Here is a 25,998-nt window from a genome sequence, read left to right on the forward strand (position 1 = left end):
CATGTTTTTCCCGGCACTTCACCCATCTCTCCCGGAGATGGGTGAAGTGGGTGAGGCGCCGGGAAGCGGGCGTCAGCGGGTCCCGCCCCCGGCCGACGCCAGGTCGAGCGCGATGTCGACGATCATGTCCTCCTGGCCGCCGACGAGCCCCCGGCGGCCCACCTCCAGGAGCAGCGCGCGGGCGTCGACCCCGTAGCGGGTGGCGGCGGCCTCGGCGTGGCGCAGGAACGAGGAGTACGCGCCCGCGTAACCGAGGGTGAGCGTCTCCCGGTCGACCTGGACCGGGCGGTCCCGTAGTGGTCGTACCAGGTCGTCGGCGGCGTCCTGGAGGGCGAACAGGTCGCAGCCGTGCTTCCAGTCCTGGAGGTTCGCGACCGCGACGAACGCCTCGATCGGGCAGTTGCCGGCGCCGGCGCCCTGGCCGGCGAGGGACGCGTCGACCCGGGTGACGCCCTCCTCCACGGCGACCACGCTGTTGGCGACCGAGAGGGAGAGGTTCTCGTGTGCGTGGATGCCGATCTCGGTGGCCGGGTCCAGCGCGTCCCGGTAGGCACGGACCCGTTCGCGTACGCCGTTCATGGTGAGCCGGCCGCCGGAGTCGGTGACGTACACGCAGTGCGCCCCGTACGACTCCATCAGCCTTGCCTGGGCGGCGAGTTCGGCGGCGGGGGCCAGGTGGCTCATCATCAGGAACCCGGCGACGTCCATGCCGAGGTCACGGGCCTTGGCGATGTGCTGCGCGGAGATGTCGGCCTCGGTGCAGTGGGTGGCGACGCGAACCGAGCGGACACCGAGGGCGTGGGCGCGTTCCAGTTCGGCGATGGTGCCGATGCCGGGGAGGAGGAGGGTGGTGAGGACGGCGCCGGTGAGGTGCTCGGCCGCCGCCTCGATCCACTCCTCGTCGGTGTGGCTGCCCGGACCGTAGTTGACCGAGCCGCCGGCCAGGCCGTCGCCGTGGGCGACCTCGATCGCGTCGACCCCGGCGGCGTCGAGCGCCGCGACGATCCGCCCCACGTCGGCGGGGTCGATGCGGTGCCGGATGGCGTGCATGCCGTCCCGCAGGGTGACGTCCTGGATGTACAGCTTGCGCGTCATGGGCGGGCCTCCGCGGGAACGGCGTCGCGCCGGGCGATCGACTCGGCGACCCGCAGTGCGGCGGACGTCATGATGTCGAGGTTTCCGGCGTAGGCGGGCAGGTAGTGGGCGGCGCCCTCGACTTCGAGGAACACCGACACCCGGGTGGTCACCGGCCCGGCGCCCGGCGGCACCAGTGTGTGCACGGGTTCGGTGTCGTCCACCGGGGTGAACTGCACCTCCTGCTTGAGGCGGTAGCCGGGAACGTACTGGGCGACCCGCTCGACCATGGCCACGACCGACGCGCGTACGGCGTCGTGATCGGCGTCCCCGATGAGGCAGAACACCGTGTCCCGCATGATGAGCGGTGGTTCCGCCGGATTGAGGACGATGATCGCCTTGCCCCGGGAGGCACCGCCGACGGACTCGATCGCGTGGGACGTGGTCTCGGTGAACTCGTCGATGTTGGCACGGGTGCCCGGCCCCGCCGACTTGGAGGCGATGGAGGCCACGATCTCCGCGTAGTGGACCGGCGTCACCGCGGAGACCGCCGCGACCACGGGGATGGTGGCCTGGCCGCCGCACGTCACCATGTTCACGTTCTCGGCGTCCAGTTGGGTGTCCCCGTTGACCGGCGGCACGACGAACGGGCCGATCGCGGCGGGGGTGAGGTCGATGAGCCGTTTGCCGTACGGCGCCAGCCGGGCGGCGTTGGCGAGGTGGGCCTTGGCGGAGGTGGCGTCGAAGACGATGTCGATGTCGTCGAAGCCGGGCAGCGCGATCAGGCCGTCGACGCCCTCGTGGGTGGTGGGCACCTTCAGCCGGGCGGCGCGGGCGAGCCCGTCGGAGTCCGGGTCGATGCCGACCATGGCGCCCATCTCCAGCGTGTCCGACAGGCGCAGGACCTTGATCATCAGGTCGGTGCCGATGTTGCCGGACCCGATGACGGCGACCTTGGTTCGCTTCACGCGTCCTCCTCCTTGGGCTGGTGGGACAACTCCGGTTTCTCGGAGAACACGGCGGTGACGGTGCCCAGCGGGCCGATCTCGGCGCGGATCCGGGTGCCGGGCGGCGCCGGGACCATCGGCCCCAGGGCCCCCGACAGGACGACCTGTCCGGCCCGCAGCGGATCGCCGTACGCCTGGGCCGTACGGGCCAGCCAGGCGAGCGCGTTCAACGGGTCGCCGAGGCAGGCGGCGCCGTCGCCCTCGGAGACCGGTATGTCCTCCGCGTACATCCGCATGGTGGTCTCGCGCGGCTCGAACGCGTCGAGCGTGACCCGGTGTTCGGCCAGCACGAACAGGCCGCTGGAGGCGTTGTCCGCGATGGTGTCGGTGAGACGGATGTCCCAGTCGGCGATACGGCTGTCGACGATCTCGATCGCCGCGACGGCGTACTCCACGGCACTCCGGACCCGGGCGGCGTCGAGGTCTCCGTCGACCAGGTCCTCCCCCAGTACGAAGGCGATCTCGGCCTCGGCCTTCGGCTGGAGCAGCCGCTCCGAGGGGACCTCCGGCTCGGCCGAGACGTCCATGTCGGCGAACAGCACCCCGAAGTCGGGCTGGTCGACACCGAGTTGCTTCTGCACGGCCGGAGAGGTGAGCCCGATCTTGCGCCCGACGACGACCGCGCCGGCTGTCAGCCTGCGCCGCGTCAGCTCCTGCTGCACGGCATAGGCGACAGCGATGTCCTGTTCACCGAGCAGATCGCGAACCGGGGCGACCGGACGTCCGTCATCCATCGCCCCCGCCAGCCGCGTGGCGGCCCGCGCCACCGCGTCCATGTCGGTAGCCATACCGATCACCACCCCTTCACCGAAGCCATCGCCGAGACGCCGACGACGCCCCCCACACCCAACAGATTCCGGACCGCAGCGACGCGAGGGCCGTCGTCCACCGCGTCCACGAACCGGGCGCCCGTCCGCGGCGCCGCGTACCTGTCCATCGCCCTACCGGTCACCGCCCCCTCCCCGTGGCCACGGCGAAACCGGCGATCCAGGCGGGGACGGGCTCGTAGAAACGGGACGTCAGGTCGTACGGGCCGGCGGCGGCGAGGGAGGCGAAGGCGGCGATCCAGGTGCGGACCTCGTGGGCGGAGTTGCCGCCCTCCTTCGCCATGGCCTCGACGGTCCAGGTGTCGAACTCCGCCAGCTCGCCGTTTTCGAGGTGGTCGAGGAACCGGTTGTCCCAGGCGGGGTTGATCGGGATCATCGCGGTCGAGCCGGCAGCGTAGTCGCGGCCGGCCCTGACGACCCGCTGCTCGCCCTTGGCGCGCTGCTCGGGGGTGGGCGGGCGGCCCTCGATGAGGGCGTCGGCGACCCTGGGGGGTGCCCCGTCCAGGACCGGCACGGGCGGGTCGTGGGAGAGGCCGCCGGAGGCCAGGAACAGCACCCTCCGGTCGAGTTCGGCCGCGGCCCGCCCGATCGCGGTGCCGAGCGCCCGGACCCGGCCGACGGGGCCGAGCGGAGTGGCCACGCCGTTGACGAACACCGGCACCACGGGCACCCGGTCGATCCCGCCGAACAGCACCTCCAGGGGCTGCGCGAAACCGTGGTCGACGGTCATCCGGGCCGAGACGGTCAGATCGACGCCCCGGTCGAGCACGCCCCGGGCCAGCGCCTTCGCGGCGGCTGTGTCGACCGACAGCGGGCCCGCCGAGGTGCCGAAGTCGCCCACCGCGTGGGCCTCGGTGGCCAGGCAGAAGGGCGGCATCTCCTTGTAGAAGAAGCCGTTGTAGTGGTCGGGCGCATAGAGGACCACCAGCTCCGGGTCGTACGCGCGGATGAAGTCCCGGGCGCCCTCGACGGCCTGGTCGACCCTGGCCAGGACCTCGGGGTCCGGGTCGTTCTTGCCGATGAGGGGCGAGTGGGACAGCCCGACGGCTGCTGCGGTCATGGCGGTTCCTTACTGCTGGGGGGTGCGGGGGCGGGCCGGGCCCGGCGGGTGGACGACGAGCTTTCCGGTGAGACCGCCGTCGATCATGAGCTGGAAGCCCTTGTGGATCTCGGCGAGCGGAAGGGTCCGGTCGATGACCGGCCGGACACCGGTGGCCTCCATCAGCCGCAGCATCGCGACCAGTTCGCCACGGGTGCCGCCGGTGGAGCCGAGGACGCGCTGCTGGAGGTAGAAGATCCGCCCGAGGTCGGCGGGCGGGTTCATCCCGCTCGTCGCACCGGCGATGACCACCGTGCCGCCCGGGCGCAGCGACTTCAGCGAGTGCGACCAGGTCGCCTCACCGACCGTCTCGATCACCACGTCCACCCGTTCGGGCAGCCGCTCGCCGGGGGCCACGGCGGCACGGGCGCCCCAGGACACGGCCTCGGCGCGCTTGTCCGCGCTCCGGCTGGTGGCGTGGACGACGGCACCCGCGGCCACCGCGAGCCTGATGGCCGCGGAGGCGACACCGCCGCCCGCGCCCTGCACGAGCACCCGGTCGCCGGCCGTGATCCGGGCCTGGGTGAACAGCATGCGGTAGGCCGTGGTCCAGGCGACCGGCAGACAGGCGGCCTCGTCGAAGGAGAGCCAGTCCGGCTTCGGGACCAGGTTGCGGGCGGGAACGGTCAGATACTCCGCGAACGCCCCGTCGTGCCGCTCGGACAGCAGCGCACGATTCGGGTCCAGCGTCTCGTCGCCCCGGCCCGCGTCCGGATCGCCGATCACCGGGTGGACGATGACCTCGTTGCCCTCGTCGTCGTAGCCGGCCGCGTCGCACCCGAGGATGATCGGCAGCCGGTCGGGGGGATGCCCCACTCCCCTCAACGTCCACACGTCGTGCATGTTCAGCGAGGAGGCCACCACGCGGACGCGTGACCACCCCGGGCGCGGGGCCGGCTCAGGGACATCGCGCAGCACCAGCCCCGACAGCGGGTCGGCGGCGCTCTGGGAAATGGCGGTAGCAGCAAGCACGCGGCCACGGTCGCGCCGACCGGCCGACCTGCCCTAGCCCGTGTGCCGCTGGGCAGCACGGGATCCCGTGTACGCACCAGCGATGCGTACGCGAACACGTCACAGCCGCGCCGCGGGTCGGGATCGTCCCGACCCGCGGCGCGGCTGACGGCGCGGTGAGCCCGCTCGGGCGGCCCCCTCAGTGGGGCATGTCGTCGAGGGCGGTGGACAGCTCGGCGATGTCCGGTGGTTCGGCGGCGAACAGGACGACGGAGCCGTCGGGCAGGTCCGCCTCGGCGATCCTGCGGAAGCCCCCGGCCGCCAGGACTCGCTGGGCGCGGACGTCGTGCTCGTCCGGCGCGGCGATGACGCGTCGGCAGCGCGCATCGGCGGCGAAGAGCGCGGGGGCGAGCACGCGCAGCAGGCCGGCGGCGGCCCTCTCAGGCACGCGCGCCGCACGGTCGTCGCGGTCGGGACTGCCGCCGTCGCCGCCGTGACCGTCGCCGTCGCCGAGCCATACGACGAGGTCGTGCGCGCCGAAGGGATAGCAGGCCCGCAACGGGTGGTGCCGGACCCGCTGGACCCGGACGAGGAACTCCTCCGGTCCACCCCCGTCACCGTCACCGTACGAGGCCGCATAGCCGCGCGCGGCCGACCGACGGGCGCCGAGCGGTCCGTCGAGCGGCCGCAGGGACCAGCCACCGCCGATGGCGGTGGCTGGTGCGGTGGGGGGAAGTGTGGCCACGACGTGTGCTCCTGGAGGGCTGGAGGGTGGGTCAGGCCGTGGGCGTGCTCGGCGCACTCCGCCGCGCCGTCACCCACCGGCGCAGCTCGATCTTGTCCAGCTTGCCGCTGGCGTTGCGGGGCAGCCGGTCGATGACCATGACGTCGCTGGGGAGCTTGTAGCGGGCCAGATACCGGTCCGCGAACGCCCGTATCTCCTCCACCGTGGGCTCCGTACCGGACGCGCAGCTGAGGACGGCCAGGACGGTCTCGCCCCACTTGGCGTCCGGTACGCCGATGACGGCGGCCTCCAGGAGTCCGGGGTACTCCACGAGAACGCGCTCCACCTCGGCGGGGTACACGTTCTCGCCGCCGCTGATGATCATGTCCTTCAGGCGGTCCACGATGTAGTAGAAGCCGTCCTTGTCCCGGTAGGCGATGTCCCCGGTGTGGAACCAGCCCATGTCGTCGAAGGCGGCCCGGGTGGCGTCCGGGTTGTCCCAGTATCCGGAGGTCACGTTGGGGCCGCGTACGCAGATCTCGCCCTGGGTGTCCGGTCCGTCGATCCCGGCCCCGGTGCCCGGGTCCGTCAGCCGGATCTCGGTGTACGGCATCGCGACGCCGGCCGAACCGGTCTTCTCCAGGGTCAGCCGGGCCGGCAGACACGTGGCGAACGGGGCCGTCTCGGTCAGCCCCCAGGCCTGCTGGAGCAGCAGGCCCGCCTCGCCGTAGTCCCTGATCAGCTGCGGCGGAACGGGAGCCCCCGCGACGATCGCGGAGCGCAGGGCGCCGAGGCCGGCCTCGGCGAAACCGGGCACCCGGGCGAGGGCCGCGTACATGGCGGGGACCGCGAAGAAGGTGTTCACGCGGTGGTCGACGAGGTCCTGAAGGCACTGGGCCGGATCGAACGCCCGGCGCAGCACCACGGTGCCGCCGCGCACCAGGGTGCGCAGGGTGAGGGCGTTGAGGCCGCCGATGTGGAACAGCGGGGCGAGGGCCAGGTTCACGTCGTCCGTGCGGGTGTCCACGACGGCGTCGACGTTGACCGCGTTCCACCAGAGGTTGCCGTGGGTGAGCATGACGCCCTTGGGCCGACCGGTGGTGCCGGAGGTGTACATCAGGGCCGCGAGGTCGTCGTCGTACAGCGCGACGGGTTCCCGTACGGGGCGTTGCGGGCCGCGCAGCGCGGACAGCGGCGTCCAGCCGGGCGCGGGCGCGTCCGTCGCGGGGCACTCGGGGTCGGTGTCGACCAGCAGACGGCTGCGGGCGGGTACGTCGGCCAGGATCGACTCCGCCAGTTCGCGGTGACCCTCCTCGACGACGACGGTGTGGGCGCCGCAGTCGTTCAGGATGTGGCGGACCTCGTCGGCCGCGAGGCGGAAGTTGAGGGGGACGAAGACCGCGCCGAGATGAGCCGCGGCGAACAGCGTCTCCAGGAAGGTCACGCTGTTGAAGCCGAGGTAGGCGATCCGGTCCCCCCGGCGCAGCCCGTGCTCGGACAGCCCGGCGGCGAACTCCCCGACCGTGCCGCTGAGTTCCGCCGCGGAGACCTCGCGGCCCTCGTAGACGACGGCGGTTGCCGTGGGGTACAGAGCTCTGCGGTGCAGCGCGGCGGCGGGACTGATGTCGACGGCGGCCATGACGGCGGCTCCTTCAATGGCTGTCGGGCGGGACACGCGTGGGTGTGGGTCAGAGGCCCGCGCCGCCGGCGGGGGCGCGGAAACCGCGTACGGCGATGCCGCCGTCGGCGGGGATCACGGCACCGGTGACGGTGCCGCTGTCGGTGCGGGATGCCAGCAGGACGTACGGTCCGGTGAAGTCCTCCGGTTCAACGCTGGAGTCGTACAACGGGATCAGCGGCGGCGGTTTCTCGCCGGAGAGGGCCTGGGCCTCCTCGTTCCTGGCGAAGGACGCGGCGAGCGTGCGGTTGTGCAGGCCCAGGCTCTCGGGGCCGCGCAGCTGGGTGCGCATGCCGCCGACGGCGACGCCGTTGACGCGGACCCTCGGCGCCAGTTCGAAGGCGAACTGGCGCAGCAGGCCGAGGCAGGCGTGCTTGCTGGCGGTGTAGAGGGAGCCGCCGCCGTCGGTGTGGAGGGAGGCGTTCGACAGGGTCATCACGATGCTGCCGCGCGTGGCGACCAGCTCCCGCCAGGCAGCCTCCACAGCCAGCACGTACCCCTTGACGTTGATCGCGAAGATCTCGTCGAAGGCCTCGGCCAGTTCCTTGCCCGACAGCCGGGTCACACTGCGGTGGTAGTCCCAGATTCCGGCGTTCGGGACGAGGATGTCGAGCTTGCCGAACCGTTCGACGGTGGTCTCCACCGCCCGGTGCAGATCGTCCGGGCTGCGTACGTCGCCGGTGAGGGGCAATACCCGGTCGCCCAGCTCGCCGGCGGCGCTCACCACCTCCTCCAGCTGCGCGGCCGTACGGCCGAGGACCGCGACGCGCGCGCCCTCGGCGAGGTAGCGCAGGGCGACGGCGCGACCGATGCCGGAGCCTCCGCCGGTGATCAGCGCGACCTCGTTCTCCAGCCAGTCCCTGCCCATGGTCAGGCCTCCTTGAGGAAGTCGGTGACCAGGCGCTCGAACTCGGCCTGCCGCTCCAGCTGCACCCAGTGGCCGCAGCCTCCGAACACATGCAGCCGGACGTCACGGATCTGCTTGAGCATGAGCTGGGCGCCGTCCAGGGTGATGGTGCGGTCGTCCCGGCCCCAGAGCAGGAGGGTGGGCGCCTTGATCCGGTGGACGCGCTGCCAGAGCGGGTCCATGCCGTGCCGTTTGGCGAAGGCCGCGTTGTAGGCGTGGTAGAAGGCGATGTGGGACTCGTCGAGCGAGGCCTCGTAGCGGGCCTGGGCGGTGTCCGCCCAGCGCTTGGGCTCGGCGGTCATCACGCCGATGAAGTCCCGCATCTTCTTCAGCGTCGGGCCCTCGCCGTTGTAGTAACGGAACATGGCCTTCTGCCCCTCGGTCGGGGTGGGCCCGAAGGACAGCCAGCCGCCGCCGGGTGCCATCAGCACCAGCTTCTCGACCCGCTCCGGGACTTCGAGCGCGGTGGCGATGGCGGCGGCGCCGCCGAGGCTGTTGCCGAGCAGGTGGAAGCGGTCGATGCCGAGGGCGTCCAGGGTCTGCAGCAGCGCGTCGACGGTGATCTCGGTGATGCTGCGGGCGTCCAGGTCCGCCTCGGTGGGCCGGTAGCTGGCGCCGAAGCCCGGCTGGTCGGGCAGGACCACGCGGAAGTGGGGGGCGAGGGCGGGCAGGTTCTGGTGGTAGTTGGCGACCGCGCTCGCACCGGGACCGCCGCCGTGCAGCAGCACCAGCGCCGGTCCTTCGCCGGTCTCGCCGACCGCGACGGGCCCGAGCGTGGTCCGCACGGTGTGCTCGACGAGCTTCGGCTCTTCGGTCTGGTCTGTGGTCACGAGGGGTCTCCCGGTCGTTCGTTCATCCGGTCGTTCGTTCATCGGCGGTCAGGTCGGCCGGTCGGTCGGCCGGTCGGTCGGCCGGTCGTTCATCGGCCGTCCCGCCGTCCCGCCGTCCGGTCAGAGAAAAGTGCTGATGTTCTTGGCGAGCAGGACGTTCTGGTCGAGCAGGATCGTGCGGCGGGCGATCAACAGCCGCCCGTCGTCCGGGGCGCGGCGCAGCAGGTCGGTACGGCCACCGGCGTAGAGGTCGACCTCTCGTTCCAGGCGGTTGCGGTAGCAGAGGAAGGCCGACTCGGCGACGTACTCCCCCGGCTCCTCGACGGCCCGGACCATGACGTTGGTGATCAGGTGCCGGGATCTGGACGGCGGGTCCTCGGCCCAGGCCATGCCCGAGTCGAAGCGGCGGATCCGCCAGGCCAGACTCGCCTTGGTCTCGTCGAAGATCGCCACCTCACCGGGCGCCCCGTCGGCCAGCGCCTGTTGCCGCCGCAGCCGGTTGGTGCGCACCGGCGCCCAGTAGTGCAGATCCTCCGCGAGCAGGTCCAGCCAGTCCGCGTAGCGGTGCTGGTCGAGCAACTGCGCCTCAAGGGCGTACAGCCGCTGCACTTCGAAATGCAGCCGAATATCGGGATCGGACACCGTCTGCGTCCCGGCGACCGCCGGCTCCGGCGCGTGAACACTCATCGGTGGTTCCTCCTGCGGGCCTCGCTGCTTGCAGGCATTCCAGCGCGGAGTACGGGGCACGGGGAGCGCGTGTGCCATGGGGCGGCACAGCCGCGGGGGTTGGAACTGCTCACCAAGGAGTGCGCACAAGGCCGAATTGGCTCGATGGTGTGATCGTCCGCTTGCGGGCTTGCGGGCTTGCGGGCTTGCGGGCTTGCGGGCTTGCGGTGCCCTGGGCTGATCGGCTGACGTGATCGTGCGACCTGGGACACCGGGTACGGCGTCGGCGTGCGGGCCCCTGCTCCACCAGAGGATGGTTCAGGGCCTCCCCGTCGCCTTTGGCCGTACCCACATGGCCAGGTCGCGCAGGGCTGTGTCCGTCAGCGGCCTCCGGCCGCGGGGGCCTCCCGGGGCCGAGAACGCCGGGGACCAGCTCGCCCAAGACCGTTCGGGGCGCGCGGCTGAACGGACTCACCCCCGCTCGGTCAGGAACGGTCGGTCCGAGAACCCGGCGCGGACACCGAGGCCCAACGGCCGTACCGCAGCGCGTCGGCCGGAGCCCGGCGGACGAGCCGCGGAACGCCGCCCGAAGCCGGTCGGACAAGCCCCGGCACGGTCACCCGGGCAGCCCTCGGTGAGGGGCGCCGGTCAGGCCCCGGGGCGTCATCGTCTGAGGAGGGTCCGCAGGTCGGTGTGCTCGTCGGTCAGTTCTGTGGGGGACAGGCGGACCCCTCGGTCGATGAGACGCCGGGCGGCCTTGATGTCCCGGGCGCGGTCGATGGCGGCTGCCGCGACCAGGCGGTCGCCGCGCAGGCCGAAGGCGGTGAAGGCACCGCTGTCCGGGTCGCCCCGCAGTACGTGCCGCCCGGCGTCCGCCATGGTGCCGACCGCCTCCAGGCGTGAGCCGTGCCGGTCGGACCAGAACCAGGGCGCGCCCGCGTCCGGCACGGGACGGCCCAGGAGGCCCAGGGCGGCGGCCTCGCCGTCCCGCTGGGCGGCCTCCCAGTGCTCGTGCCGTACGCGGTGGGCGTCCGGGCGGGCCACGTCGCCGACGGCGAAGACGTTCGGGTGGGACGTGCGCTGCCCGGGGTGGACGACGACGCCGTTGTCGACGCGCAGCCCGGCGGCCTCGGCCACTTCCGTGGCCGGGTGGATGCCGATGCCTGCCACCAGCGTGTCGGCGGCCAGGGTGCCGCCGTACCCGGCGAGGCGTACGCGGAGCCCGCCCGGGCTTCGCTCGACGCTCTCGACCCCGGCGGTGATCACCTTGATGCCCTCGGCTGTGTGCCTGTGGTGCAGCACGCCCGCGATGTCACCGCCGACGGCCGCGGCCAGCGGCACCGGCACGGGGTCGACGAGGGTGACCCGGCAGCCGAGGGCCACAGCGACGGCGGCGGTCTCGGCGCCGATCAGTCCGGCGCCGACGACGATCACTCGGGCGCCGGGCAGCAGCCGTTCCCGGAGGCGTTCCGCGTCCTCCCAGGTACGCAGCGGACGGACCGCCGGGTCGTCGCCGCCGGGCACCGGCAGCGGGCGCGGTGTGCCCCCGGTGGCCAGCACGATCCGGTCGGCCGCGGCGACCGTGCCGTCGGCCAGTTCCACGCCGCCCGAGTGGGGGCGGATCGCACGGACCCGGGCGCCCTCACGCACCTGGACGCGCTGTTCCTCGTACCACCGTTCGGGCCGCAGCAGGACGTCCTCGCGCCGGGCCTTGCCGAGCAGGACGTCCTTGCTGAGCGGCGGCCGGTCGTACGGCAGGCCGCGCTCGGCGGAGTACAGGACCAGTTCCCCGTCGTACCCCTGGACGCGCAGCGCGTCGCAGGTGGAGACGGCGGCCAGGCCCGCGCCGACGACGGCGATCCGCCGGGGCGAGGACGGCGGGGAGCTCATTCGGCGGCCTCCGCACCGGGTCGGCCGGGGTGGAGCCAGATGGCGTCGTCGCGGACCTCGACGCGGTGGGTGCGCACGGCGAGGGTGGCGGGCATGCACTGCGGGTCGCCCGACTTCAGACAGAAGCGGGCGCTGTGCAGCGGGCACTCGACCTCGCCGTCCTCGATCCAGCCCTCGGACAGGGACGCCTGGCCGTGCGAGCAGGTGTCGTCGAGGGCGTAGTAGGCGCCGCCGTCGTGGAAGACGGCGATGGCGTCGCCGTGACCGCTGGTCTCGGCGGGCACCTTCAGCGCCTCGCCGTCCTCGATGTCGCCGACGGTGGCGACGCGCACAGCGGTGCTGCTCGTGTTCGTGCTCATCGGGTGTCCTTCTCGTGCATCTCGGCCTTTTCGGCCTTCTCATGCCAGGCGGGCGTGTTCATCAGGTCGCGCCAGCGGGCGTACAGGCCGCGGGCGGCGCCGTCGGTGTAGAGGCGGCCGGTGGTGCCCGGATGGACACCGTCCTCGGCCTCCAGCCCCAGACCCATCTGGTAGTTGAGGGTCATCGAGCCGGAGACGAAGCCATGGGCCGTGGCCTGGCACTCGCTCCAGTTCTCGCCGTCGTCCTGCTCGAAGATGCCGGTGGGCCCGAACGTCCGCAGGTTGTAGAGCCGTTGGGCGTCCTTCACCTCGTCCGGCATGGACCGGTCGACGAGCGTCCAGGCCCAGACCTCCATCCGGTCCGGGCCCTTGGGGTGCCAGACCCGGATGGATCCGTTGACCGGGAGGTAGGAGAAGTTGGGGAAGACGGTGGCGTGCCCGGTGGTCATAGGCCCCTCCACCCGGGCGTCACCGAGCCGCTCGCGCAGCGCCTCGTAGTCGTAGTGGGCGTGCACGATCCGGTCGTCGAAGCGGCTCTTGGGGTGGGTCGGGAAGCCGTGCCCGTGCCCGAGCGGATCAGCGTACTGCCGTCCCGGGGTCTGCACGATCTCCGTCCTGGGGCCCTTGCCCGTCGGCGACATGACCATCAGCGCCGAGGCGTGCGAGATGTTGACGTGGTACCAGTCGGAGGCGAACTGCTCGGCCGCCAGCTTCCAGTTGCCCTCCAGCACCCACTTGTGCACCCCGCCGACGACCTCGGTGCCCTCCGGATCACGATCCAGCATGGCGTCGATGTACCAGGTCATGCCGCCCAGCGCCTCGACGAGCGTCGGCGCCTCGGGATTCCACGTGGCGAAGACGAGCCCCTTGTAGGAGTCGAGCCGCGCGACCTCGAGCAGTCCCCACCGGTCCTGCTCGAAGTGGTCCGGATAGTCGCCCTGGTTGGGGACGTTGACGAGCTTGCCCGAGGTGTCGTACGACCAGCCGTGGTAGCTGCACGTGAACGCCTTGGTCGCGCCGGCGTCGGCCCGGCAGACCCGCATCCCGCGGTGTCGGCAGGCATTGAGGAACGCCCGCAGCTTCCGGTCCCGGCCCATCGCGACGATGACCGGGTCCTCCCCCATGTACGTGGTGAAGAAGTCGCCGGGCTTCTTGAACTGGCTCTCATGGGCGAGGAACAGCCAGCTCGGCGCGAAGACCCGGCGCAGCTCCTGCTGGTACAGGGCCCGGTCGCTGAAGATCGTGCGGTCGATCAGCCCGTGGTCGAGGTCGAAGTACGCACTCACGTCGACGGACGGGCGCGGCACCCCGGCGAGACGGTCCAGGGGCCGTACGGGCGGGGAAGTCATCGCTGGGCCTCCTCGGCACAGGCCGGGGCGAGGTCCAGGCGGCCGGGCGGTGTGCATACGGGTGCGGGTGCAGGCCCCAGCGCGGGTACCGGTGCGGAGCCCAGGCGTCCGGATCCGGGGCGCGGGACCATCACGCCACCCGACTCCCCAGGTCGCGCGGCCCCTCGGTGCCGACGCACACGGTCTGCTGAGCGGAGCGTCGGCGCTGCGGTGTCGAGTCGGTGCATGCGGTCAGAAGACGTCAGGTGCGCAGGCCCGGCCCAGCCCACGTGCCGTGATGTGGCACACGGACGTGCCGTGATCAACGCACCGTCCCCGCCCGTTTACAACCCGCAAAGGGCCCCCTACATTGGACGCGCGTCCATTATGATGGCTGCGTCCGCATAGTTCCGGGAGCCCCCATGCCAGTTCACTCCCCCACTTCCGAACTCACCGACACCTCACCCGCAGACACCTCGCCCGCCCAGGAGTTAACGACCCCGTCGGATCAGCGGACCGCAGTCGACAAGGCACTCGTCCTGCTCAAGTCGCTCGCCGAACAGGACCGGGAGATCGGCGTGAGCGAGCTGGCCCGCCGCACCGGTCTCACCAAGTCGACCGCTTTCCGGCTGCTGGGCATCCTCCAGCGCAATGACCTGGTCGAGCGGGTCGGCAGCAACTACCGGCTGGGCGCCCAGCTCTTCGACATCGGTACCCGGGTCTACGGCCCGACGTCCCTGGTGCTGCGCGAGCGACTGCTGCCACATCTCGCCGACCTGTATGTGCTGACCCAGGAGACCGTTCACCTCGCGGTGCTGCACGACACCGATATCGTGTACGTCAACAAGATCCACGGACACCGCGCCACCCGCTCCCCCTCCCGCATCGGCGCCCGGCTGCCCGCGTACTGCACGGCCGTCGGCAAGGCCCTGCTGGCCTTCGACCACGACGCCACGGAAGCGGCCATCTCGGCGGGGCTGCCGAGGCTCACCGACTACACGGTCACCGACCCCGCCGCCTTCCGCGCCGAACTGCGGCGCATCCGCCAGGACGGCATCGCGTACGACCGCCAGGAGGCCAGCCTCGGCCTCACCTGTGTCGCCGTCCCGGTCATGGGACCCGCTGGCCGACCGGTCGCGGCCCTCTCCGTCGCCGGCGCGGACCACCGCTTCGACCGGGCCCGCTTCGCCCCCGCCCTGCGCCGCGTGGCCTACGAGGCGGCGCGGGCGATCAGCGCGGCCGCCAAGGCCCAGCGGCGCGCGCCCTCGGACGCCGGGAGCACGCCCGCCGCCTGACCCGGTGGACGCGGCTCAGTGCGCGCCGTCGCCGTGGGTGCGCGCCGTGTTCGTGCCCCCGGTACCGGGCTGCACCCGTGGCACACTCACCACGATGTGCACCAGGCTCTCCCCCTCAAGCGACTGGTACACGTGCGGCCGGTCGCCCGGGTAGCGCACGAAGTCACCGGTGGCCAACTCCACCGGGCTGTCGGCCGGGCCCACCCGCACCCGGCCACTGATCACATACAGGTGCTCCAGCGTGCCCACCGGGTGCGGCTCGGTCGGCTTCCCCGTGCCGTCCCGGTCGGGGCCGACGCGTACCAGATAGTTCTCGATGACACCGGAGCCGTACACATGGTCCAGAGCCCGGGTCTCGAACCCCTCGTGTGCCTTCCAGACGACGTCGGCGCCACGTTGAACGGTCATCACCTGCTCGCGCTCGGCCACCAGCCGGGTCACCGGCACCCCCAGCGCCGTCGCGATCGAGAACAACGTGTCCACGGTGGGGTTCCCGGTGCCCTGTTCCAGCTTGGACAGCGTCTGTTTGGCGAGGCCCGCCTCCCGGGCCAACCTGGCCAGGGACAGACCCCGCTGCTCTCTGAGAAGGCGCACGTTGCGCGCGACGACGGCATTTCCTGAGGACACGACACCACTGTAAACGGGGCACGACCTGCTCAGAGACTGTCGGGCGGGCCGTTGACGACGCCGTGGCGAGGTCCTCGACGGTCTTGTCCGGACGGTCTCGCGCTGGGGATTCATGGCTCCACCGCGGTGGCCGCGCGGCGAGCCGGACGAGCATGAGACGGATCGCCGCCATCCCGGTCATGGCCTTGGAGGTCGCCGTCAGCCGTTCGTACCGGGCTCGATCGGACCACGGCGGCCGACGGCCCGGAATCACGTACGGCCCCGATCCGGACCCGGTAGCGGAGCTCATCATGGACGCGGTCCCAGGTGCCGCCCCAGCGCCACCTGGTGAACCGGCGGCGGCGCCGGGTCGCAGCACACCAGGTCGCGCCGGTTCACACCACGTGATCATTCCGGGGTCGTCGCCCTGCCCGGAGGCAGATCACCCACACCACGCTCCACGCGTGGTCAACCACCCGACAGACTCGGAGAGGCGCCGCGCCCTTCCGACGCGGTGTGCGGACTCGGTGCGGCATCGGCCCGCCCGGCTGATCCGGGGAGTACGGAGCCGAGCCAGCCGAGGAGGAATCCGGCCGGGATCGCGACAAGCCCCGGGTTGCGCAGAGGGAACACCGAGAAGTCCAGGTGGGGCAGGAGCGCGGTCGCGCTCCCGGAAACCTGGGGCGACAGCCCCACCAGCACCACGGAGGTCAGCAGACCACCGTAGATGCTCCATGTCGCGCCCCGGGTGGTGAAGTCCTTCCAGAACATGCCGTACAGCAGGGCGGGAACGATCGCCGAGGCGGCCACGGCGAACGCCAGTCCGATGAGGAAGGAGACATTGAGGCTGCGGGCGAACACGGCCAGCAGCGTGGCGGTCGTGCCGATCGCGACGGCCGCCACGCGCGCGACGAACAGTTCCCGCTCCCCGGACGCCGTGCCACGGGTGATGAAGGCGCCGTAGACGTCGTGCGCCAGCGAGGTCGCGGCGGCCAGCGTGACGCCCGCCACGACGGCCAGGACGGTGGCGAAGGCCACGCAGGCGACAACGGTGAGCAGGAACGAACCACCGATGTTCGCCGCGAGCAGGAGCACCGCCGTGTTGCCGGAGGGATTGTCCCCCTCGATCACCTGAGTGCCGACGAGCGCCGCGGCCCCGAAGCCGAGCACGCCGGCGGCCAGATAGAACACGACGGTCATCAGGGCCGCGTACTGGACCGACCGGCGTGCGCCGCTCGGGGTGGGCACGGTACTGATCCGCATCAGCAGATGCGGCAGACCGGCGGCCCCGATCAGCAGGGCCATCTGCTCGCTCAGGGAGTCCAGTTTCGTCGCTCCGCCGCCGAACCGGAGCCCCGGGCTCAGGAAGTCGTCGCCGTGGCCGCTCCCCTTGGCGGCCGCGCTCAGCAGCGCGCCCGGGTTGAAGTCGAACCTGGCCAGTACCAGCAGCGCCAGGGCGATACCGCCGCCCATCAGCATGACCGCCTTGACCGTCTGGACCAGCGTGGCCGCTCGCATGCCCCCCAGGACGATGTAGAGGATCATGAGCGCGCCGAGGCCGACGGATACGGCCCCTTCCATGCCCCGCCCGGCCGAGCCCAGGATTCCCACCGTGAGCGCACTCGCTCCGACGAGTTGGGCGATCAGGTACAGCAGGCAGACGAGGAGCGTCGCGACACCCGCCGCGAGATGCACCGGGCGGGACCGCAGGCGACGTGCGAGGCGGTCACCGATGGTGAACTCGGTGGTGCTGTGGTAGCGCTCCGCCACCAGGAGGAGGATGACGATCCACGAAACGGCCGGACCCAGAACGGAGAGCGTGCCGTCGTACCCGGTGAGCGCGATCAGACCGGGACTGCCCAGCAGGGCTGCCGCGGACATGACGTCACCGAACAGGGCGACGCCGTTGTGGGCGGGCTTGAGGAGGCCGTCGCTGACGTAGAACTCGGTCACCGTCCCCCGCTGGGGACCGGCCCACATCACGAGGAACAGGGCGCAGACGAGGAAGACGAAGAAGACCGGCAGATCGGCTGTGACGTAGTCCCTCGTCATGAGCGGTGCTCCAGTCTCTCGCCGGGCGTTCCCTGGTTCTCGACGAGCGGGTCGATCGAGGTTCTGCAGTACCGGGCGTACCACTGGACCCATCCCGCGACGGCGACGAGCTGGACCAGACCGAGCAGGAGACCCACGTTCAACGGGCCGGCCACCGGCACGGCCATGACTTCCTTGGCCGCCTCCCCCAGGCAGCTGATCACCAGGTACAGGGCGATGACAGGGGCGGCGACGAGGAAGGCGTGGCGGCGCACACCCCGTACCGCGTGCTGCGTGTCCGCCGGCTGGAGGGCACCGGACAGTGTGACACCCGAGGCCCAGGGCAGAGAGCGGTCGTAGGGATGGCGGTGGGCTTGGTCGGCGGCGATCCGCAGGGCCCATGCCCGCCGTTCCTGGACGATGGCCACCGTATTCGCGGTACCCCCGGCGCTCAGCGACTGTCCGTACCAGATGTGCAGGTCGACCGCGCTTCCGTACGAGCGATAGCAGTCGTTGATCGCCCGGCTCAACTCGCTCTCGGAGTACAGGTGTCCGTGGTCGAGATGGCTCAGGTACAGGAGCACGGCCGCGAGCGGGTCCTGTAAGGGGTCATGAGGATTGGGGGGCCGTTGAGGTTGCGGAGGATTCTGGGGACGTTTCTTCTGGGGATGCATGAACGGCTCTTCGTATGGTCGGTTGCGTGGATGCCGGGCTGGAGACCTCCTGGGGAGAGCGGGCCCTCCAGCCACCCCTCTCCATGGAGCAGCGCGGCAGTTACCGCCGAACTCCCTGTAGAGGCGCCGCTACGCATGGTTGCGTCGCGCCGGACATCACACAGCAAGCGACCCGTACCTCATAGCGCGCGTGCCGTTATCCGGCACGCGGACTTGCCGCATCGAAAAAGCGCAGGTGACAGCCGCGGACTGAGTGGGGAGGCGGGTGAGGATCTGTCCAATGCCGACAAGGCACAGCGTCCTCCGCTCTCTCCCTTCGCCGTCGATCAGATCGGGCCGTAGCCGGATACGGCGTGGCGGCGGCCCGTCGAGATGGAGGCGGCCGCGCACGGTGTCGACGGTGGTGGAGCCCTCGGCGGGGCATTGTCACGTTGATTGAGCGGGGTGGGATGATCTTGTGGTTGATCGCGTCTGGATGGGATCGCCCGTGTCGTCCGCGTCGCCGTCGTACAGGGGGCACCGGTACCCGGTCGAGATCATCTCGCACTGCGTGTGGCTGTACTTCCGCTTCCCGCTCAGTTTCCGCGAGGTCGGGGAGCTCATGCTGGAGCGCGGCGTCGTCGTGTCCTACGACACCATCCGCCGCTGGTGCCTGAAGGTCGGGCAGGCCTACGCCGACTCCCTGCGCCGCCGGCGCCCTCGCCCCGGCGACAAGTGCCACCTCGACGAGGTCTTCCTCAAGATCAACGGCGAGCAGAAATACCTGTGGCGGGCCGTCGACCGGGGCGGCAACGTGCTGGACATCCTCGTGCAGAACCGACGCGACAAGGCCGCGGCCAGGCGGTTCTTCCGTGGCCTTCTCACAAAGACGGGTACGGTGCCGCGGGTGGTCGTCACCGACAGGCTCCGCTCCCACGGAGCCGCCCACCGCGAGGTCATGCCCTCGGTCGAGCACCGCTCCCACAAAGGCCTGAACAACCGGGCCGAGAACTCCCACCAACCGACCCGGCAGCGCGAACGGGCCATGAAAGGCTTCCGCAGCACCGGCGGAGCGCAGAGATCCCTCGCCGCGTCCAGCGAGATCTCACCCCACTTCCGACCCCACCGCCACAGCCTGTCCGCTACCCACTACCGAGCCGAGATGATCATCCGCTTCGCCATCTGGGACCACATCACTGGCATCGCCGGCCTGCCCGCAACAGCCTGACCCAGGCCGACACCCGGGCCGGCCACACCCCAGCACGCTGTCAGGCACTCACGCACCCAACAACGTGACAGCGCCCTTCGTGATCCTGCCGAGGCGTTGGGTGGTGGAGAGGTCACTGGCCTGGTTATCGCATGCGCGTCGAAACGTGCGCGACTACCAGACCCGGCCTGAGCACTCCGAGGCGATGCTCACCCTTGCCTCGATCACGCTCATGACCCGCAGACTCACCCGGCCCGCCGTCCAGCCCAACGCATCCCTGCCCCGATCTGCCGAACCCGTCCACGCTGCTTGAGGCGTCACAGGTCCGACGGGAGCGCCATCGCGATGGACGCGACGATGCCGTCCATCGCGTCGTTCAGGACCGCCTCGCGCTCGGCCGGGTCAGTGCATGACGCCGACCAAGCCTGGGGGCCAGCATGTTCGCCTGGGTCATGTCCCCAGATCCTCCGTCACGGGCAGGCACTCGGCGAGCAGGTCGACGACGTCGCGCCAGGCTCGCTGCGCGTGCTGTGGGTGGTAGCCGACGCCGGGGACCGTAGGGTGGTCGACCGGCGGGTGGTGGAAGGCGTGCAAGGCGCCGCCGTAGACCGCGAGGCGCCAGTCGACGCCCGCGGCCTGCATCTCAGCGGTGAACGCGTTCCGTTGCGCGGGCGGCATGATCGGGTCTTCCGACCCGACCCCGGCCCACACCGGGCAGCGAATACGCGCCGCCTCGCCCGGTCGGCCCGTGGTAGTTGCGTTGACTGTGCCGATCGCGCGCAGGTTGACGCCGTCGCGCCCGAGTTCCAGCCCGATGGCGCCCCCGGTGCCGTAGCCGACGGCGGCGATCCGGTCGGGGTCGGTCCGCGGTTCGGTGCGCAACACGTCGAGCGCCGCATGGCCGATGCTCCGCATCCGGTCGGGATCAGCGAGCAGTGGCATGCAACGGGCCAGCATCTCCTCGGGGTCGCTCAAATAGCGCCCGCCGTGAAGGTCGAAGGCCAGCGCTATGTATCCCAGTTCGGCGAGAGCCTCGGCCCGGCGGCGCTCGACGTCGCTGAGCCCCGTGCCCTCTGGTCCGAGCAGCACCGCGGGCCGGCGGTCGACACCGGCCGGGAGCGCGAGGTGCCCGATCATCGTCAGACCGTCGGCCGGATACTCGACCGTACGCGTCGTAATCGTCGTCATGAGACTGGACTGTAGTGATCGTCGAGCCCGGTCCGGCGGCTGTTCTGCCGCTGGCAGAACAGCGCGGACATCCACCTGAAATACGGCGAGGGCTCACAAGAACCGTCACAAACCTCGTCCCCACGGCAGCTATCCATCCCGTTGCCCCTTTGACCCGTATCTCGGTCAGGCATCTCACCGGTTTGAAGATGGGTTCTTAGGCGGTTGAGCAGGGCAGTGTTCCCAGTCCGCGCTATTGCGGGATGGTGACCAGGATGCGGCCGTGGCCACCGCCGGCGTCGACGTGGTCGTGGGCCTTGGCGATGTCGTCCAGCGGGTAACGGTCGCCGACGGCGACTGTGAGGGCGCTGACGGCGGCGGAGGTGAGGTCGCGGACGGCCTGGCGCTTGGCCTCGGCGGGGAAGTCGTCGCTGCCGAGCAGCCGCAGGGTGACGTTGTTGAACAGCAGGGGCCAGAAGGGGATCGCAGTGCGGTCCGTGCGGGTGGCGTAGGCGGCGATGACGGCTCCCTGGGCGGCGACGGCGTTGTCGAGGTCGGCGTTGTCGGACAGCGCGACCTCGATGATCCGGTCGACGCCCCGCGGCGCGTACGAGCGGATGGCTGTGGCGGGGTCGCCGGTGTCCAGGGCGAAGGCGTGGGAGACGACGGCCGGGTCGACGCGGTCGAGGTCCGCGGTTCGGCGGACGGTGGCGATCACAGTGGCGCCGGCCCAGTGGGCGAGCTGGGCGGCCAGGGAGCCGACGCCGCCGAGGACTCCGTGGACCAGGACCAGTTGGCCGTCGACCGGGCCGTCGGCGAAGACGGTGCGGTGGGCGGTGATGCCAGGGATGCCGAGGCTCGCCCCCAGCTCGTCACTCAGATGATCTGGCAGAGGTACGGCTTGGTGGTCGGGTACGACGGTGTACTGAGCAGCTGTGCCGAAGGGGCGGTAGGACTGGGCTCCGTATACCCAGACCCGTTGTCCGACGCGGCGGGCGTCGACCTGGGCGCCCACGGCGTCGATGACTCCGGCGGCGTCGCTGTGCGGGATCACTCGCGGGGAGGGCCTGGACGAGCCGAGCCAGCCGCGCCGTTTCTTGGTGTCGCCGGGGTTGACGCCCGAGACGGTGACGCGGACGCGGACCTCGCCGGGGCCGGGGACGGGATCAGGGAGTTCGCCGACGTGCAGGACATCGGCGGCGGGGCCCTGGTCGTCGTACCAGGAAGCAAGCATGGGGGGTACCTCCGTGGGCGGTCAGCTCGCGGGAGCGGCGGGCGCATGTGGATCGCTGTCGGTGCATGCGGTGTCGAATGCGGGCGGCTTCTCCCCGAGGGTCTCGCGCAGCCAGGTCCGTTCGGCGCGGCTGGTGGCGCGGGCGGTGAGCAGCATGCCCCGCCGGTAGGGGTCGGCGATCTCCTCGGAACGCAGGGGCCGCTCGTTGTCGTAGAAGAAGCTCGCCGGTTCTTCCAGGAACTCCAGCCGTCTGCGCAGCACCGCGTGCTGTTCGGCCACGTCGGGCAGGTGGGAGAGGAAGGCCAGGACGACGTAGAACCGGGTGAAGTCGGTGATCTCGTGGTCGGCGGGCTTGCGCAGGCGCTGAAGCATTTCGGCCCGTCCGGCCGCGGTCAGGCTGAGCACGTACCGGGCCGCCCCGGCGGCCGGGTCGGCGCGCCGCTCGATCAAGCCCGCCTTGGTCAGACGGTTGATTGCCGGATACAGGCTGCCGTCACTGACCGGCCGCGTGTAGCCGGTCAGCTGTGAGAGGCGGCGGCGCAGTTCGTGTCCGGGCAGGGGGGTCTCGGCCAGGAAGCCGAGTATCGCGAGTTCCAGCATGAGCCCATCTTCGCACACGGACATCGAATCGATGTGAACATCGAATCGATGTTACGCTCGCAAGTACCCGCCCAAACGTCTCTGGAGAGGCACAGCAAGATGCCATCGCAGTCCACCGAGTCAGTGATGAACCGCTTCGTCGAGTTCATCAACACGGGCAACGAGGATCTCGCCCGCGAGGTCATTTCTCCGGACGCGGTGTTCCACGCGCCCAGTCATCCGGAACCGCTGCGGGGGCCCGATGGGTACTTGGAAGTCCTCGGGATGATGCGCGGCGGCTTCTCGGATGTGGAGTGGACGCTGGAGGAGACGGTCACCGAAGGCGAGACAGTGGCCGCGCGGTTCACCATGCGGGGAACCCACGACGGTGATTTCTTCGGGATCCCGGCGAGCGGCAACAAGATCTCGGTGCAGGCCATGAACTTCTACTATCTGGCCGGCGGCCGGATCGTCGGCGAACGGGGCCAGCCCGATCTCCTCGGGGTGATGCAGCAGATCGGTGCCGTACCGGCGCCGTGAACCTCGTAGCGCTGGGTGGGCCTTCTGCCGCGCGGGATTGCCGCTGCCGGGAGGGGGCCGTACGGCGCGGTGGCAGAGGGCGAAGGCCCGCACCGGAGCGCGGGCGGCCGGCGCGGGTTCACCGCAAGAGGCCGGTCTTCTTCTTGCCCCGGCGTCTTCGCGCAGACAGCGCCCTTACGGCGAGAGCTTTACACCTTGTCACCGCTGACGTGACCGAGCCGGGTACGGAACTGCTCGCTCTACGGCGAATACTGCAACCCTCGAATACCGACAGTCCACCAGTGGGCCGCCCCGGACGCCAGCTGCCCCGTCGCCGCCGGACTCGCCGTCCTCGCCTGGACGTTCCTGTCCGCGTTCGCGATGCGCGGCCTGACCCTGCGCCGCCCCGTCGGCCGCCCGGCGCGCCCGGCGAAGGTCGCCGTCCGGCCCGAGATCCACGTCCACGTGCCCGCCCCGGCCGCGCCCGCGCCCGCCGACCAGCCCCCGCACAACAGCTGCCCCTTCCGGGACTGACCTCCGGTCGCTCCGCCTGGTCCTCGCCCACCCGCCCGGGTGAGCGAGGACCGGACAGGCCGACCGGCCGCCTCGCACCGCGCCCGCCGACGAACACCGTCGGCGGGCGCGGTGCTTGCTGTCCACCGACATCTGGACGAACCGCTTGTGCTCATCCCCCGCCCGCGCCGCCGGATCGGCCGTCCTCGCCCGCAGCGTCCCCGGCCCCCGCTACCCGCGCCGTCCCGACCGGCTGCCCGGCGCCTGGAGGCAGTGATGCCGCGCACTCGCAAGCAGCGCCGCCGCCGCGAGACGAAGCGAGTGCCACGCAGTGAGGCCTTACTGCCAACTGGAGTTCACTCGGGTTCCTCGAGACGTACCGCGGCCGCATCCATGCAAGTACGCAGGTGAGCGCCCTGCACCGGGCGAATCAGCGAGCGCACGAGGTTCTCGCACTCACGGGCAGATTCCGCGAGCTGAGCCGGGAACTTGCGCGTGAGTGCGGGAATCCGGAAGTCGCGCGTCAGTCAATCCACGCCTCGCCGTGTCGATGCCGGTCCAACCCCACAGCTGAGAACTCGTCCTCGACGGCGCTTGCCACTACGCCCAACCGCCGCAGCGCTTGAGAGATCGGGCTGCCGGCTGCCGGGAAGGGCTGGCCCTCCTCCACGTGGAGCGGGCCCAGCACGATGGTGCCGCCATCCCACACGGCAGCCCGCTGCTCGCCCACGCCGCCGAAGTACTCAGCTTCCATGTAGGCCACCGGCCCACCGGCTGACCAGGCGGCGAGGGTCTTCTCGAACCCTCCTGACAGCCGCCAGAACCCCAACGCGCCTACGCCGCTCCCGTCTGCGACGGAATCGAACAGGGCGTCCGTCATCGGCATCAGCGACAGGCCCTGTCCGATCGACGCCAGCCGAGCGGCAGGCAGGTCCCGCGCCACACCCCGCAGCGCCTCCCCTTCAGCGATCACTGCTTGCAGGTCGTAACCCATCCCAACGCCCCCTCCAGATCGGAGGCCCCATCTTGTCCCAGACGGCAAAGGCAAACCCGCGCGGTACTCCCTCCCAGGACCACCACACCCCCAGCGGGTTCTCGCCGGAGCACCGTCCAGATCCCTCGAACCCACTGGTTTCCGAGCACGACCGCGGCGCGATACCTGAAGGTCTGACCACACGGCGTCAGCTGCGGGACATGGGCCTCAGCCCCGGCGGCAACGGCGGCCCGGTCGCGATCCTGCGATGCAAGTGGTGCTCCTACCGGCCGCATCTGTCGTGCAACGCCCCACCCGGGGCTTCCTGCTCCGTGTCGATCTGGCGAAGCCCAAGCGCATCCCGACGCTCGCTCAGGAGCGGGCCCTGGACCAGGCGATGGCCGCGAGGAGCACCTGCCCTCGGTGTAAGCACCGGTACTACTTCTGCCTCCCGCTGCGCACCCAGAGTGTCTGCGACCCCTGCGACAAGGGCTACGAGCCCAGCCCCGAAACCGTCATGACCTCCCCGGCCACACACCGACTCGCGGCCTGACCAACGACCATCCCGAAGGAGAGTCACCCATGCTCAACGCCCTGTTCGCCCGCCGTCCCGAGGTGCAGGAGACGGCGACGTGGACGCCGGACGGCACGATCGTCGTCCAGCGATGCCGCGGCGTCGTCGGAGAACGGGAGGGCGCGATCGTCCTCGTCTACACCGCCGACGGCGACCGAGGGACGTCGTCCTTCGCCGCCGCCTGCCTCGGCTGCACCTACCGCGCAGCCAGCAGCAGCCACAGCAGTCGGCTGAAGGAGAAGGAGGCCGCCGACCTCGCCAACACGCACGCGGCCGGCTGCCGCGTGTTGGACCGGGGCATCCCGGCGTGCGCGCCCGGTTGTGGGGTCTGCGCCTGTACGGCACCACCAGCCGCCACCCCGTCTGCCTGAGCGACTTCCACGCGGACCGGGTCGACCTCCAGCGCCCGGGCCGATTTCATCAAGGAGACGATGCTCCAGCTCGCCAAGGCGGAGCCCGACTTCCTGGCCGCCCGGCCCAACGACAGCGGCACGGGCACCCAGTTCCTGGTCCTGCCGCACCCGCCCCGGACCTGAACGAGGTGCGCGCCCGAACCGCGCTGCTGCTCGTGGCCGCCATATCGCTCACGGCCACGGCGGCCAGCGCCGTACTCACGGGCCGGCGTCTGGGAGCTGACCATCTCCCGGCACGCGAATCGGCTCTCCCCCGGCCCCGCCCGAACTGCCCCGACTGCAAGGACGCCGGCGGCTGGTGGTCCGAGGGCCTCTACCCGGGCGACGAGATGTGCTGGTGCTGGGACCGCCCCGTGCGGACTCTCCGGCTCCTGCCCGTCCATGACCCCTGGCCGGACGAACCGCCGTTCTGACATCCGACGCACCGAAGCCGTCCCGGGCGGCCCGCACACCACGCGGGCCGCCCCTTCACGTTCCGCAAGGAGAACCCCGCTCATGACGACCGCCACGGTCCCCGCCTCCACCGTCGACAAGAACCTGGACACCGCCTGCGCCTCCGTCGCCAGCGAGATCGGACGCACGGACGGCAAGTCGTCCTTACTGCTCGCCTTCAACGGCGCAGTCCTCGCCGGCCTCGCGTCCGTCGCCGACAAGGACCTGCCGCCCGCGACGAAACTCTTCGGTGCGCTCGCCGTCCTCGCCCTGGGCGCGGCCGCCGTGCTGCTGCTCCTGGTGGTCAGGCCCCGCCTGCGCGGCGACGACCGGGCGTCCTTCCCGCACTGGGCACCCCTGGACGAAGACGAGATCCGCGCCTGCATGGACGGCGACACCCGCGCCGCCCGCATCCGGGTCCTGTCCACCCTCGCCGTACGGAAGTTCACCCACCTGCGGCGC

28 protein-coding genes and 2 pseudogenes are annotated in these 25,998 nt (G+C 71.2%); 9 read left to right on the forward strand and 21 right to left on the reverse strand.

All coding sequences use genetic code 11. The features are described 5' to 3' along the window. Positions 1-72: 72 nt before the first annotated feature. The 14 genes from dmpG to OG622_RS01960 form a co-directional block, all read right to left on the reverse strand. Positions 73-1,095 carry a 4-hydroxy-2-oxovalerate aldolase gene (dmpG, locus tag OG622_RS01895; protein WP_371572653.1) on the reverse strand — a complete coding sequence of 341 codons (1,023 nt, stop codon included), beginning with the start codon at positions 1,093-1,095 and terminating at the stop codon, positions 73-75. Continuing rightward, on the reverse strand, positions 1,092-2,042 hold the full coding sequence (locus OG622_RS01900; RefSeq protein WP_371572655.1) for an acetaldehyde dehydrogenase (acetylating): 951 nt from the start codon (positions 2,040-2,042) through the stop codon (positions 1,092-1,094). The genes dmpG and OG622_RS01900 overlap by 4 nt, the downstream gene beginning before the upstream one ends. Then, on the reverse strand, positions 2,039-2,869 hold the full coding sequence (locus OG622_RS01905) for a 2-keto-4-pentenoate hydratase (RefSeq protein ID WP_371572657.1): 831 nt from the start codon (positions 2,867-2,869) through the stop codon (positions 2,039-2,041). Before OG622_RS01905 ends, OG622_RS01900 begins: the two co-directional genes overlap by 4 nt. Before the next feature lie 5 nt (positions 2,870-2,874). Next, positions 2,875-3,033 (reverse strand): hypothetical protein, encoded by a 159-nt coding sequence (locus OG622_RS01910; RefSeq protein ID WP_371572659.1) that lies wholly within the window; start codon positions 3,031-3,033, stop codon positions 2,875-2,877. Beyond that, positions 3,030-3,968: a 3-carboxyethylcatechol 2,3-dioxygenase gene (locus OG622_RS01915; protein WP_371572661.1), complete on the reverse strand. Its 939-nt coding sequence runs from the start codon at positions 3,966-3,968 to the stop codon at positions 3,030-3,032. The genes OG622_RS01910 and OG622_RS01915 overlap by 4 nt, the downstream gene beginning before the upstream one ends. A gap of 9 nt (positions 3,969-3,977) precedes the next feature. After that, positions 3,978-4,979, reverse strand: coding sequence for a zinc-binding dehydrogenase (locus tag OG622_RS01920; RefSeq protein ID WP_371572663.1), 1,002 nt, complete (start codon positions 4,977-4,979; stop codon positions 3,978-3,980). 178 nt (positions 4,980-5,157) lie between these two features. Next, positions 5,158-5,703 carry a hypothetical protein gene (locus OG622_RS01925; protein WP_371572665.1) on the reverse strand — a complete coding sequence of 182 codons (546 nt, stop codon included), beginning with the start codon at positions 5,701-5,703 and terminating at the stop codon, positions 5,158-5,160. Between the two features lie 31 nt (positions 5,704-5,734). Further along, entirely contained in the window at positions 5,735-7,321 is a 1,587-nt protein-coding gene (locus OG622_RS01930; protein WP_371572666.1) for a long-chain fatty acid--CoA ligase, read from the reverse strand. Between the two features lie 49 nt (positions 7,322-7,370). Further along, positions 7,371-8,228 carry an SDR family NAD(P)-dependent oxidoreductase gene (locus tag OG622_RS01935; RefSeq protein ID WP_371572668.1) on the reverse strand — a complete coding sequence of 286 codons (858 nt, stop codon included), beginning with the start codon at positions 8,226-8,228 and terminating at the stop codon, positions 7,371-7,373. 2 nt (positions 8,229-8,230) lie between these two features. After that, positions 8,231-9,097, reverse strand: coding sequence for an alpha/beta fold hydrolase (locus OG622_RS01940; RefSeq protein WP_371572670.1), 867 nt, complete (start codon positions 9,095-9,097; stop codon positions 8,231-8,233). Between the two features lie 120 nt (positions 9,098-9,217). Then, positions 9,218-9,784 carry a 3-phenylpropionate/cinnamic acid dioxygenase subunit beta gene (locus tag OG622_RS01945; protein WP_371572671.1) on the reverse strand — a complete coding sequence of 189 codons (567 nt, stop codon included), beginning with the start codon at positions 9,782-9,784 and terminating at the stop codon, positions 9,218-9,220. Between the two features lie 642 nt (positions 9,785-10,426). After that, the gene (locus OG622_RS01950; RefSeq protein ID WP_371572673.1) at positions 10,427-11,653 is read right to left on the reverse strand and encodes an NAD(P)/FAD-dependent oxidoreductase; all 1,227 of its coding nucleotides are present in this window, start codon (positions 11,651-11,653) and stop codon (positions 10,427-10,429) included. Further along, positions 11,650-12,012 carry a bifunctional 3-phenylpropionate/cinnamic acid dioxygenase ferredoxin subunit gene (locus OG622_RS01955; protein ID WP_371572675.1) on the reverse strand — a complete coding sequence of 121 codons (363 nt, stop codon included), beginning with the start codon at positions 12,010-12,012 and terminating at the stop codon, positions 11,650-11,652. The genes OG622_RS01950 and OG622_RS01955 overlap by 4 nt, the downstream gene beginning before the upstream one ends. Further along, a complete protein-coding gene (locus OG622_RS01960; RefSeq protein WP_371572677.1) occupies positions 12,009-13,361 on the reverse strand; it encodes an aromatic ring-hydroxylating dioxygenase subunit alpha in 1,353 nt (450 codons plus the stop codon). The genes OG622_RS01955 and OG622_RS01960 overlap by 4 nt, the downstream gene beginning before the upstream one ends. A gap of 401 nt (positions 13,362-13,762) precedes the next feature. Here OG622_RS01960 and OG622_RS01965 point away from each other — a divergent pair, with 401 nt between their 5' ends. Further along, a complete protein-coding gene (locus tag OG622_RS01965) occupies positions 13,763-14,635 on the forward strand; it encodes an IclR family transcriptional regulator (protein ID WP_371572679.1) in 873 nt (290 codons plus the stop codon). Between the two features lie 15 nt (positions 14,636-14,650). Here the strand turns inward: OG622_RS01965 and OG622_RS01970 are convergent, their stop codons facing one another. The 3 genes from OG622_RS01970 to OG622_RS01980 all read right to left on the reverse strand — a co-directional run bounded on the left by OG622_RS01970 (position 14,651) and on the right by OG622_RS01980 (position 17,856). Then, entirely contained in the window at positions 14,651-15,262 is a 612-nt protein-coding gene (locus OG622_RS01970; protein ID WP_371572681.1) for a helix-turn-helix domain-containing protein, read from the reverse strand. A 447-nt stretch (positions 15,263-15,709) separates the two neighbouring features. Next, positions 15,710-17,293 carry a cation acetate symporter gene (locus OG622_RS01975; RefSeq protein WP_371572683.1) on the reverse strand — a complete coding sequence of 528 codons (1,584 nt, stop codon included), beginning with the start codon at positions 17,291-17,293 and terminating at the stop codon, positions 15,710-15,712. Further along, positions 17,290-17,856 (reverse strand): DUF485 domain-containing protein, encoded by a 567-nt coding sequence (locus tag OG622_RS01980; protein WP_371572685.1) that lies wholly within the window; start codon positions 17,854-17,856, stop codon positions 17,290-17,292. The genes OG622_RS01975 and OG622_RS01980 overlap by 4 nt, the downstream gene beginning before the upstream one ends. Before the next feature lie 565 nt (positions 17,857-18,421). Here OG622_RS01980 and OG622_RS01985 point away from each other — a divergent pair. After that, positions 18,422-19,153, forward strand: coding sequence for an IS6 family transposase (locus tag OG622_RS01985; protein WP_371572687.1), 732 nt, complete (start codon positions 18,422-18,424; stop codon positions 19,151-19,153). Between the two features lie 67 nt (positions 19,154-19,220). Beyond that, a pseudogene (locus tag OG622_RS01990) lies at positions 19,221-19,445 on the forward strand (hypothetical protein); the annotation flags it as partial. Between the two features lie 137 nt (positions 19,446-19,582). Here OG622_RS01990 and OG622_RS01995 read toward each other — a convergent pair. The 3 genes from OG622_RS01995 to OG622_RS02005 form a co-directional block, all read right to left on the reverse strand. Beyond that, a complete protein-coding gene (locus OG622_RS01995) occupies positions 19,583-20,320 on the reverse strand; it encodes a dienelactone hydrolase family protein (protein ID WP_371572689.1) in 738 nt (245 codons plus the stop codon). A 232-nt stretch (positions 20,321-20,552) separates the two neighbouring features. Beyond that, a complete protein-coding gene (locus OG622_RS02000) occupies positions 20,553-21,533 on the reverse strand; it encodes an NADPH:quinone reductase (RefSeq protein ID WP_371572691.1) in 981 nt (326 codons plus the stop codon). A 21-nt stretch (positions 21,534-21,554) separates the two neighbouring features. Continuing rightward, positions 21,555-22,133 carry a PadR family transcriptional regulator gene (locus OG622_RS02005; RefSeq protein WP_371572693.1) on the reverse strand — a complete coding sequence of 193 codons (579 nt, stop codon included), beginning with the start codon at positions 22,131-22,133 and terminating at the stop codon, positions 21,555-21,557. A 33-nt stretch (positions 22,134-22,166) separates the two neighbouring features. On the opposite strand from OG622_RS02005, the gene OG622_RS02010 reads away from it, so the two are divergent. Together OG622_RS02010 and OG622_RS02015 are read left to right on the forward strand one after the other, a co-directional pair. Further along, positions 22,167-22,652 carry an ester cyclase gene (locus OG622_RS02010; protein ID WP_371572695.1) on the forward strand — a complete coding sequence of 162 codons (486 nt, stop codon included), beginning with the start codon at positions 22,167-22,169 and terminating at the stop codon, positions 22,650-22,652. Between the two features lie 360 nt (positions 22,653-23,012). Beyond that, entirely contained in the window at positions 23,013-23,165 is a 153-nt protein-coding gene (locus OG622_RS02015) for a hypothetical protein (protein WP_371572697.1), read from the forward strand. A gap of 502 nt (positions 23,166-23,667) precedes the next feature. On the opposite strand, the gene OG622_RS02020 is transcribed toward OG622_RS02015, so the two are convergent. Next, complete coding sequence (locus OG622_RS02020) at positions 23,668-24,138, reverse strand: hypothetical protein (protein ID WP_371572699.1); 471 nt, start codon at positions 24,136-24,138, stop codon at positions 23,668-23,670. 280 nt (positions 24,139-24,418) lie between these two features. Between OG622_RS02020 and OG622_RS02025 the strand changes: the two genes are divergently transcribed. The 4 genes and pseudogenes from OG622_RS02025 to OG622_RS02040 all read left to right on the forward strand — a co-directional run. After that, entirely contained in the window at positions 24,419-24,670 is a 252-nt protein-coding gene (locus OG622_RS02025; protein WP_371572701.1) for an RRQRL motif-containing zinc-binding protein, read from the forward strand. A gap of 29 nt (positions 24,671-24,699) precedes the next feature. Next, on the forward strand, positions 24,700-25,062 hold the full coding sequence (locus OG622_RS02030; RefSeq protein WP_371572703.1) for a hypothetical protein: 363 nt from the start codon (positions 24,700-24,702) through the stop codon (positions 25,060-25,062). 170 nt (positions 25,063-25,232) lie between these two features. Then, positions 25,233-25,517: a hypothetical protein gene (locus tag OG622_RS02035; protein WP_371572705.1), complete on the forward strand. Its 285-nt coding sequence runs from the start codon at positions 25,233-25,235 to the stop codon at positions 25,515-25,517. A gap of 82 nt (positions 25,518-25,599) precedes the next feature. Further along, positions 25,600-25,962 (forward strand): annotated as a pseudogene (locus tag OG622_RS02040) (Pycsar system effector family protein); the annotation flags it as partial. Positions 25,963-25,998: the final 36 nt, after the last annotated feature.

It is taken from the genome of Streptomyces sp. NBC_01314, from assembly GCF_041435215.1.
In the GTDB taxonomy this organism is placed as follows: domain Bacteria; phylum Actinomycetota; class Actinomycetes; order Streptomycetales; family Streptomycetaceae; genus Streptomyces.

Excerpts from the sequence above, each read along its gene's own strand:
- OG622_RS01985 (WP_371572687.1), top strand. The coding sequence starts at position 18,422 with ATGGGATCGCCCGTGTCGTCCGCGTCGCCGTCGTACAGGGGGCACCGG.
- OG622_RS01955 (WP_371572675.1), bottom strand. The coding sequence starts at position 12,012 with ATGAGCACGAACACGAGCAGCACCGCTGTGCGCGTCGCCACCGTCGGC.
- OG622_RS01935 (WP_371572668.1), bottom strand. The coding sequence starts at position 8,228 with ATGGGCAGGGACTGGCTGGAGAACGAGGTCGCGCTGATCACCGGCGGA.
- OG622_RS02000 (WP_371572691.1), bottom strand. The coding sequence starts at position 21,533 with ATGCTTGCTTCCTGGTACGACGACCAGGGCCCCGCCGCCGATGTCCTG.
- OG622_RS02020 (WP_371572699.1), bottom strand. The coding sequence starts at position 24,138 with ATGGGTTACGACCTGCAAGCAGTGATCGCTGAAGGGGAGGCGCTGCGG.
- OG622_RS01965 (WP_371572679.1), top strand. The coding sequence starts at position 13,763 with ATGCCAGTTCACTCCCCCACTTCCGAACTCACCGACACCTCACCCGCA.
- OG622_RS01930 (WP_371572666.1), bottom strand. The coding sequence starts at position 7,321 with ATGGCCGCCGTCGACATCAGTCCCGCCGCCGCGCTGCACCGCAGAGCT.
- OG622_RS01905 (WP_371572657.1), bottom strand. The coding sequence starts at position 2,869 with ATGGCTACCGACATGGACGCGGTGGCGCGGGCCGCCACGCGGCTGGCG.
- OG622_RS01950 (WP_371572673.1), bottom strand. The coding sequence starts at position 11,653 with ATGAGCTCCCCGCCGTCCTCGCCCCGGCGGATCGCCGTCGTCGGCGCG.
- OG622_RS01995 (WP_371572689.1), bottom strand. The coding sequence starts at position 20,320 with ATGACGACGATTACGACGCGTACGGTCGAGTATCCGGCCGACGGTCTG.
- OG622_RS02015 (WP_371572697.1), top strand. The coding sequence starts at position 23,013 with ATGCGCGGCCTGACCCTGCGCCGCCCCGTCGGCCGCCCGGCGCGCCCG.
- OG622_RS01975 (WP_371572683.1), bottom strand. The coding sequence starts at position 17,293 with ATGACGAGGGACTACGTCACAGCCGATCTGCCGGTCTTCTTCGTCTTC.
- OG622_RS01960 (WP_371572677.1), bottom strand. The coding sequence starts at position 13,361 with ATGACTTCCCCGCCCGTACGGCCCCTGGACCGTCTCGCCGGGGTGCCG.
- OG622_RS02005 (WP_371572693.1), bottom strand. The coding sequence starts at position 22,133 with ATGCTGGAACTCGCGATACTCGGCTTCCTGGCCGAGACCCCCCTGCCC.
- OG622_RS01915 (WP_371572661.1), bottom strand. The coding sequence starts at position 3,968 with ATGACCGCAGCAGCCGTCGGGCTGTCCCACTCGCCCCTCATCGGCAAG.
- OG622_RS02030 (WP_371572703.1), top strand. The coding sequence starts at position 24,700 with ATGCTCAACGCCCTGTTCGCCCGCCGTCCCGAGGTGCAGGAGACGGCG.
- OG622_RS01945 (WP_371572671.1), bottom strand. The coding sequence starts at position 9,784 with ATGAGTGTTCACGCGCCGGAGCCGGCGGTCGCCGGGACGCAGACGGTG.
- dmpG (WP_371572653.1), bottom strand. The coding sequence starts at position 1,095 with ATGACGCGCAAGCTGTACATCCAGGACGTCACCCTGCGGGACGGCATG.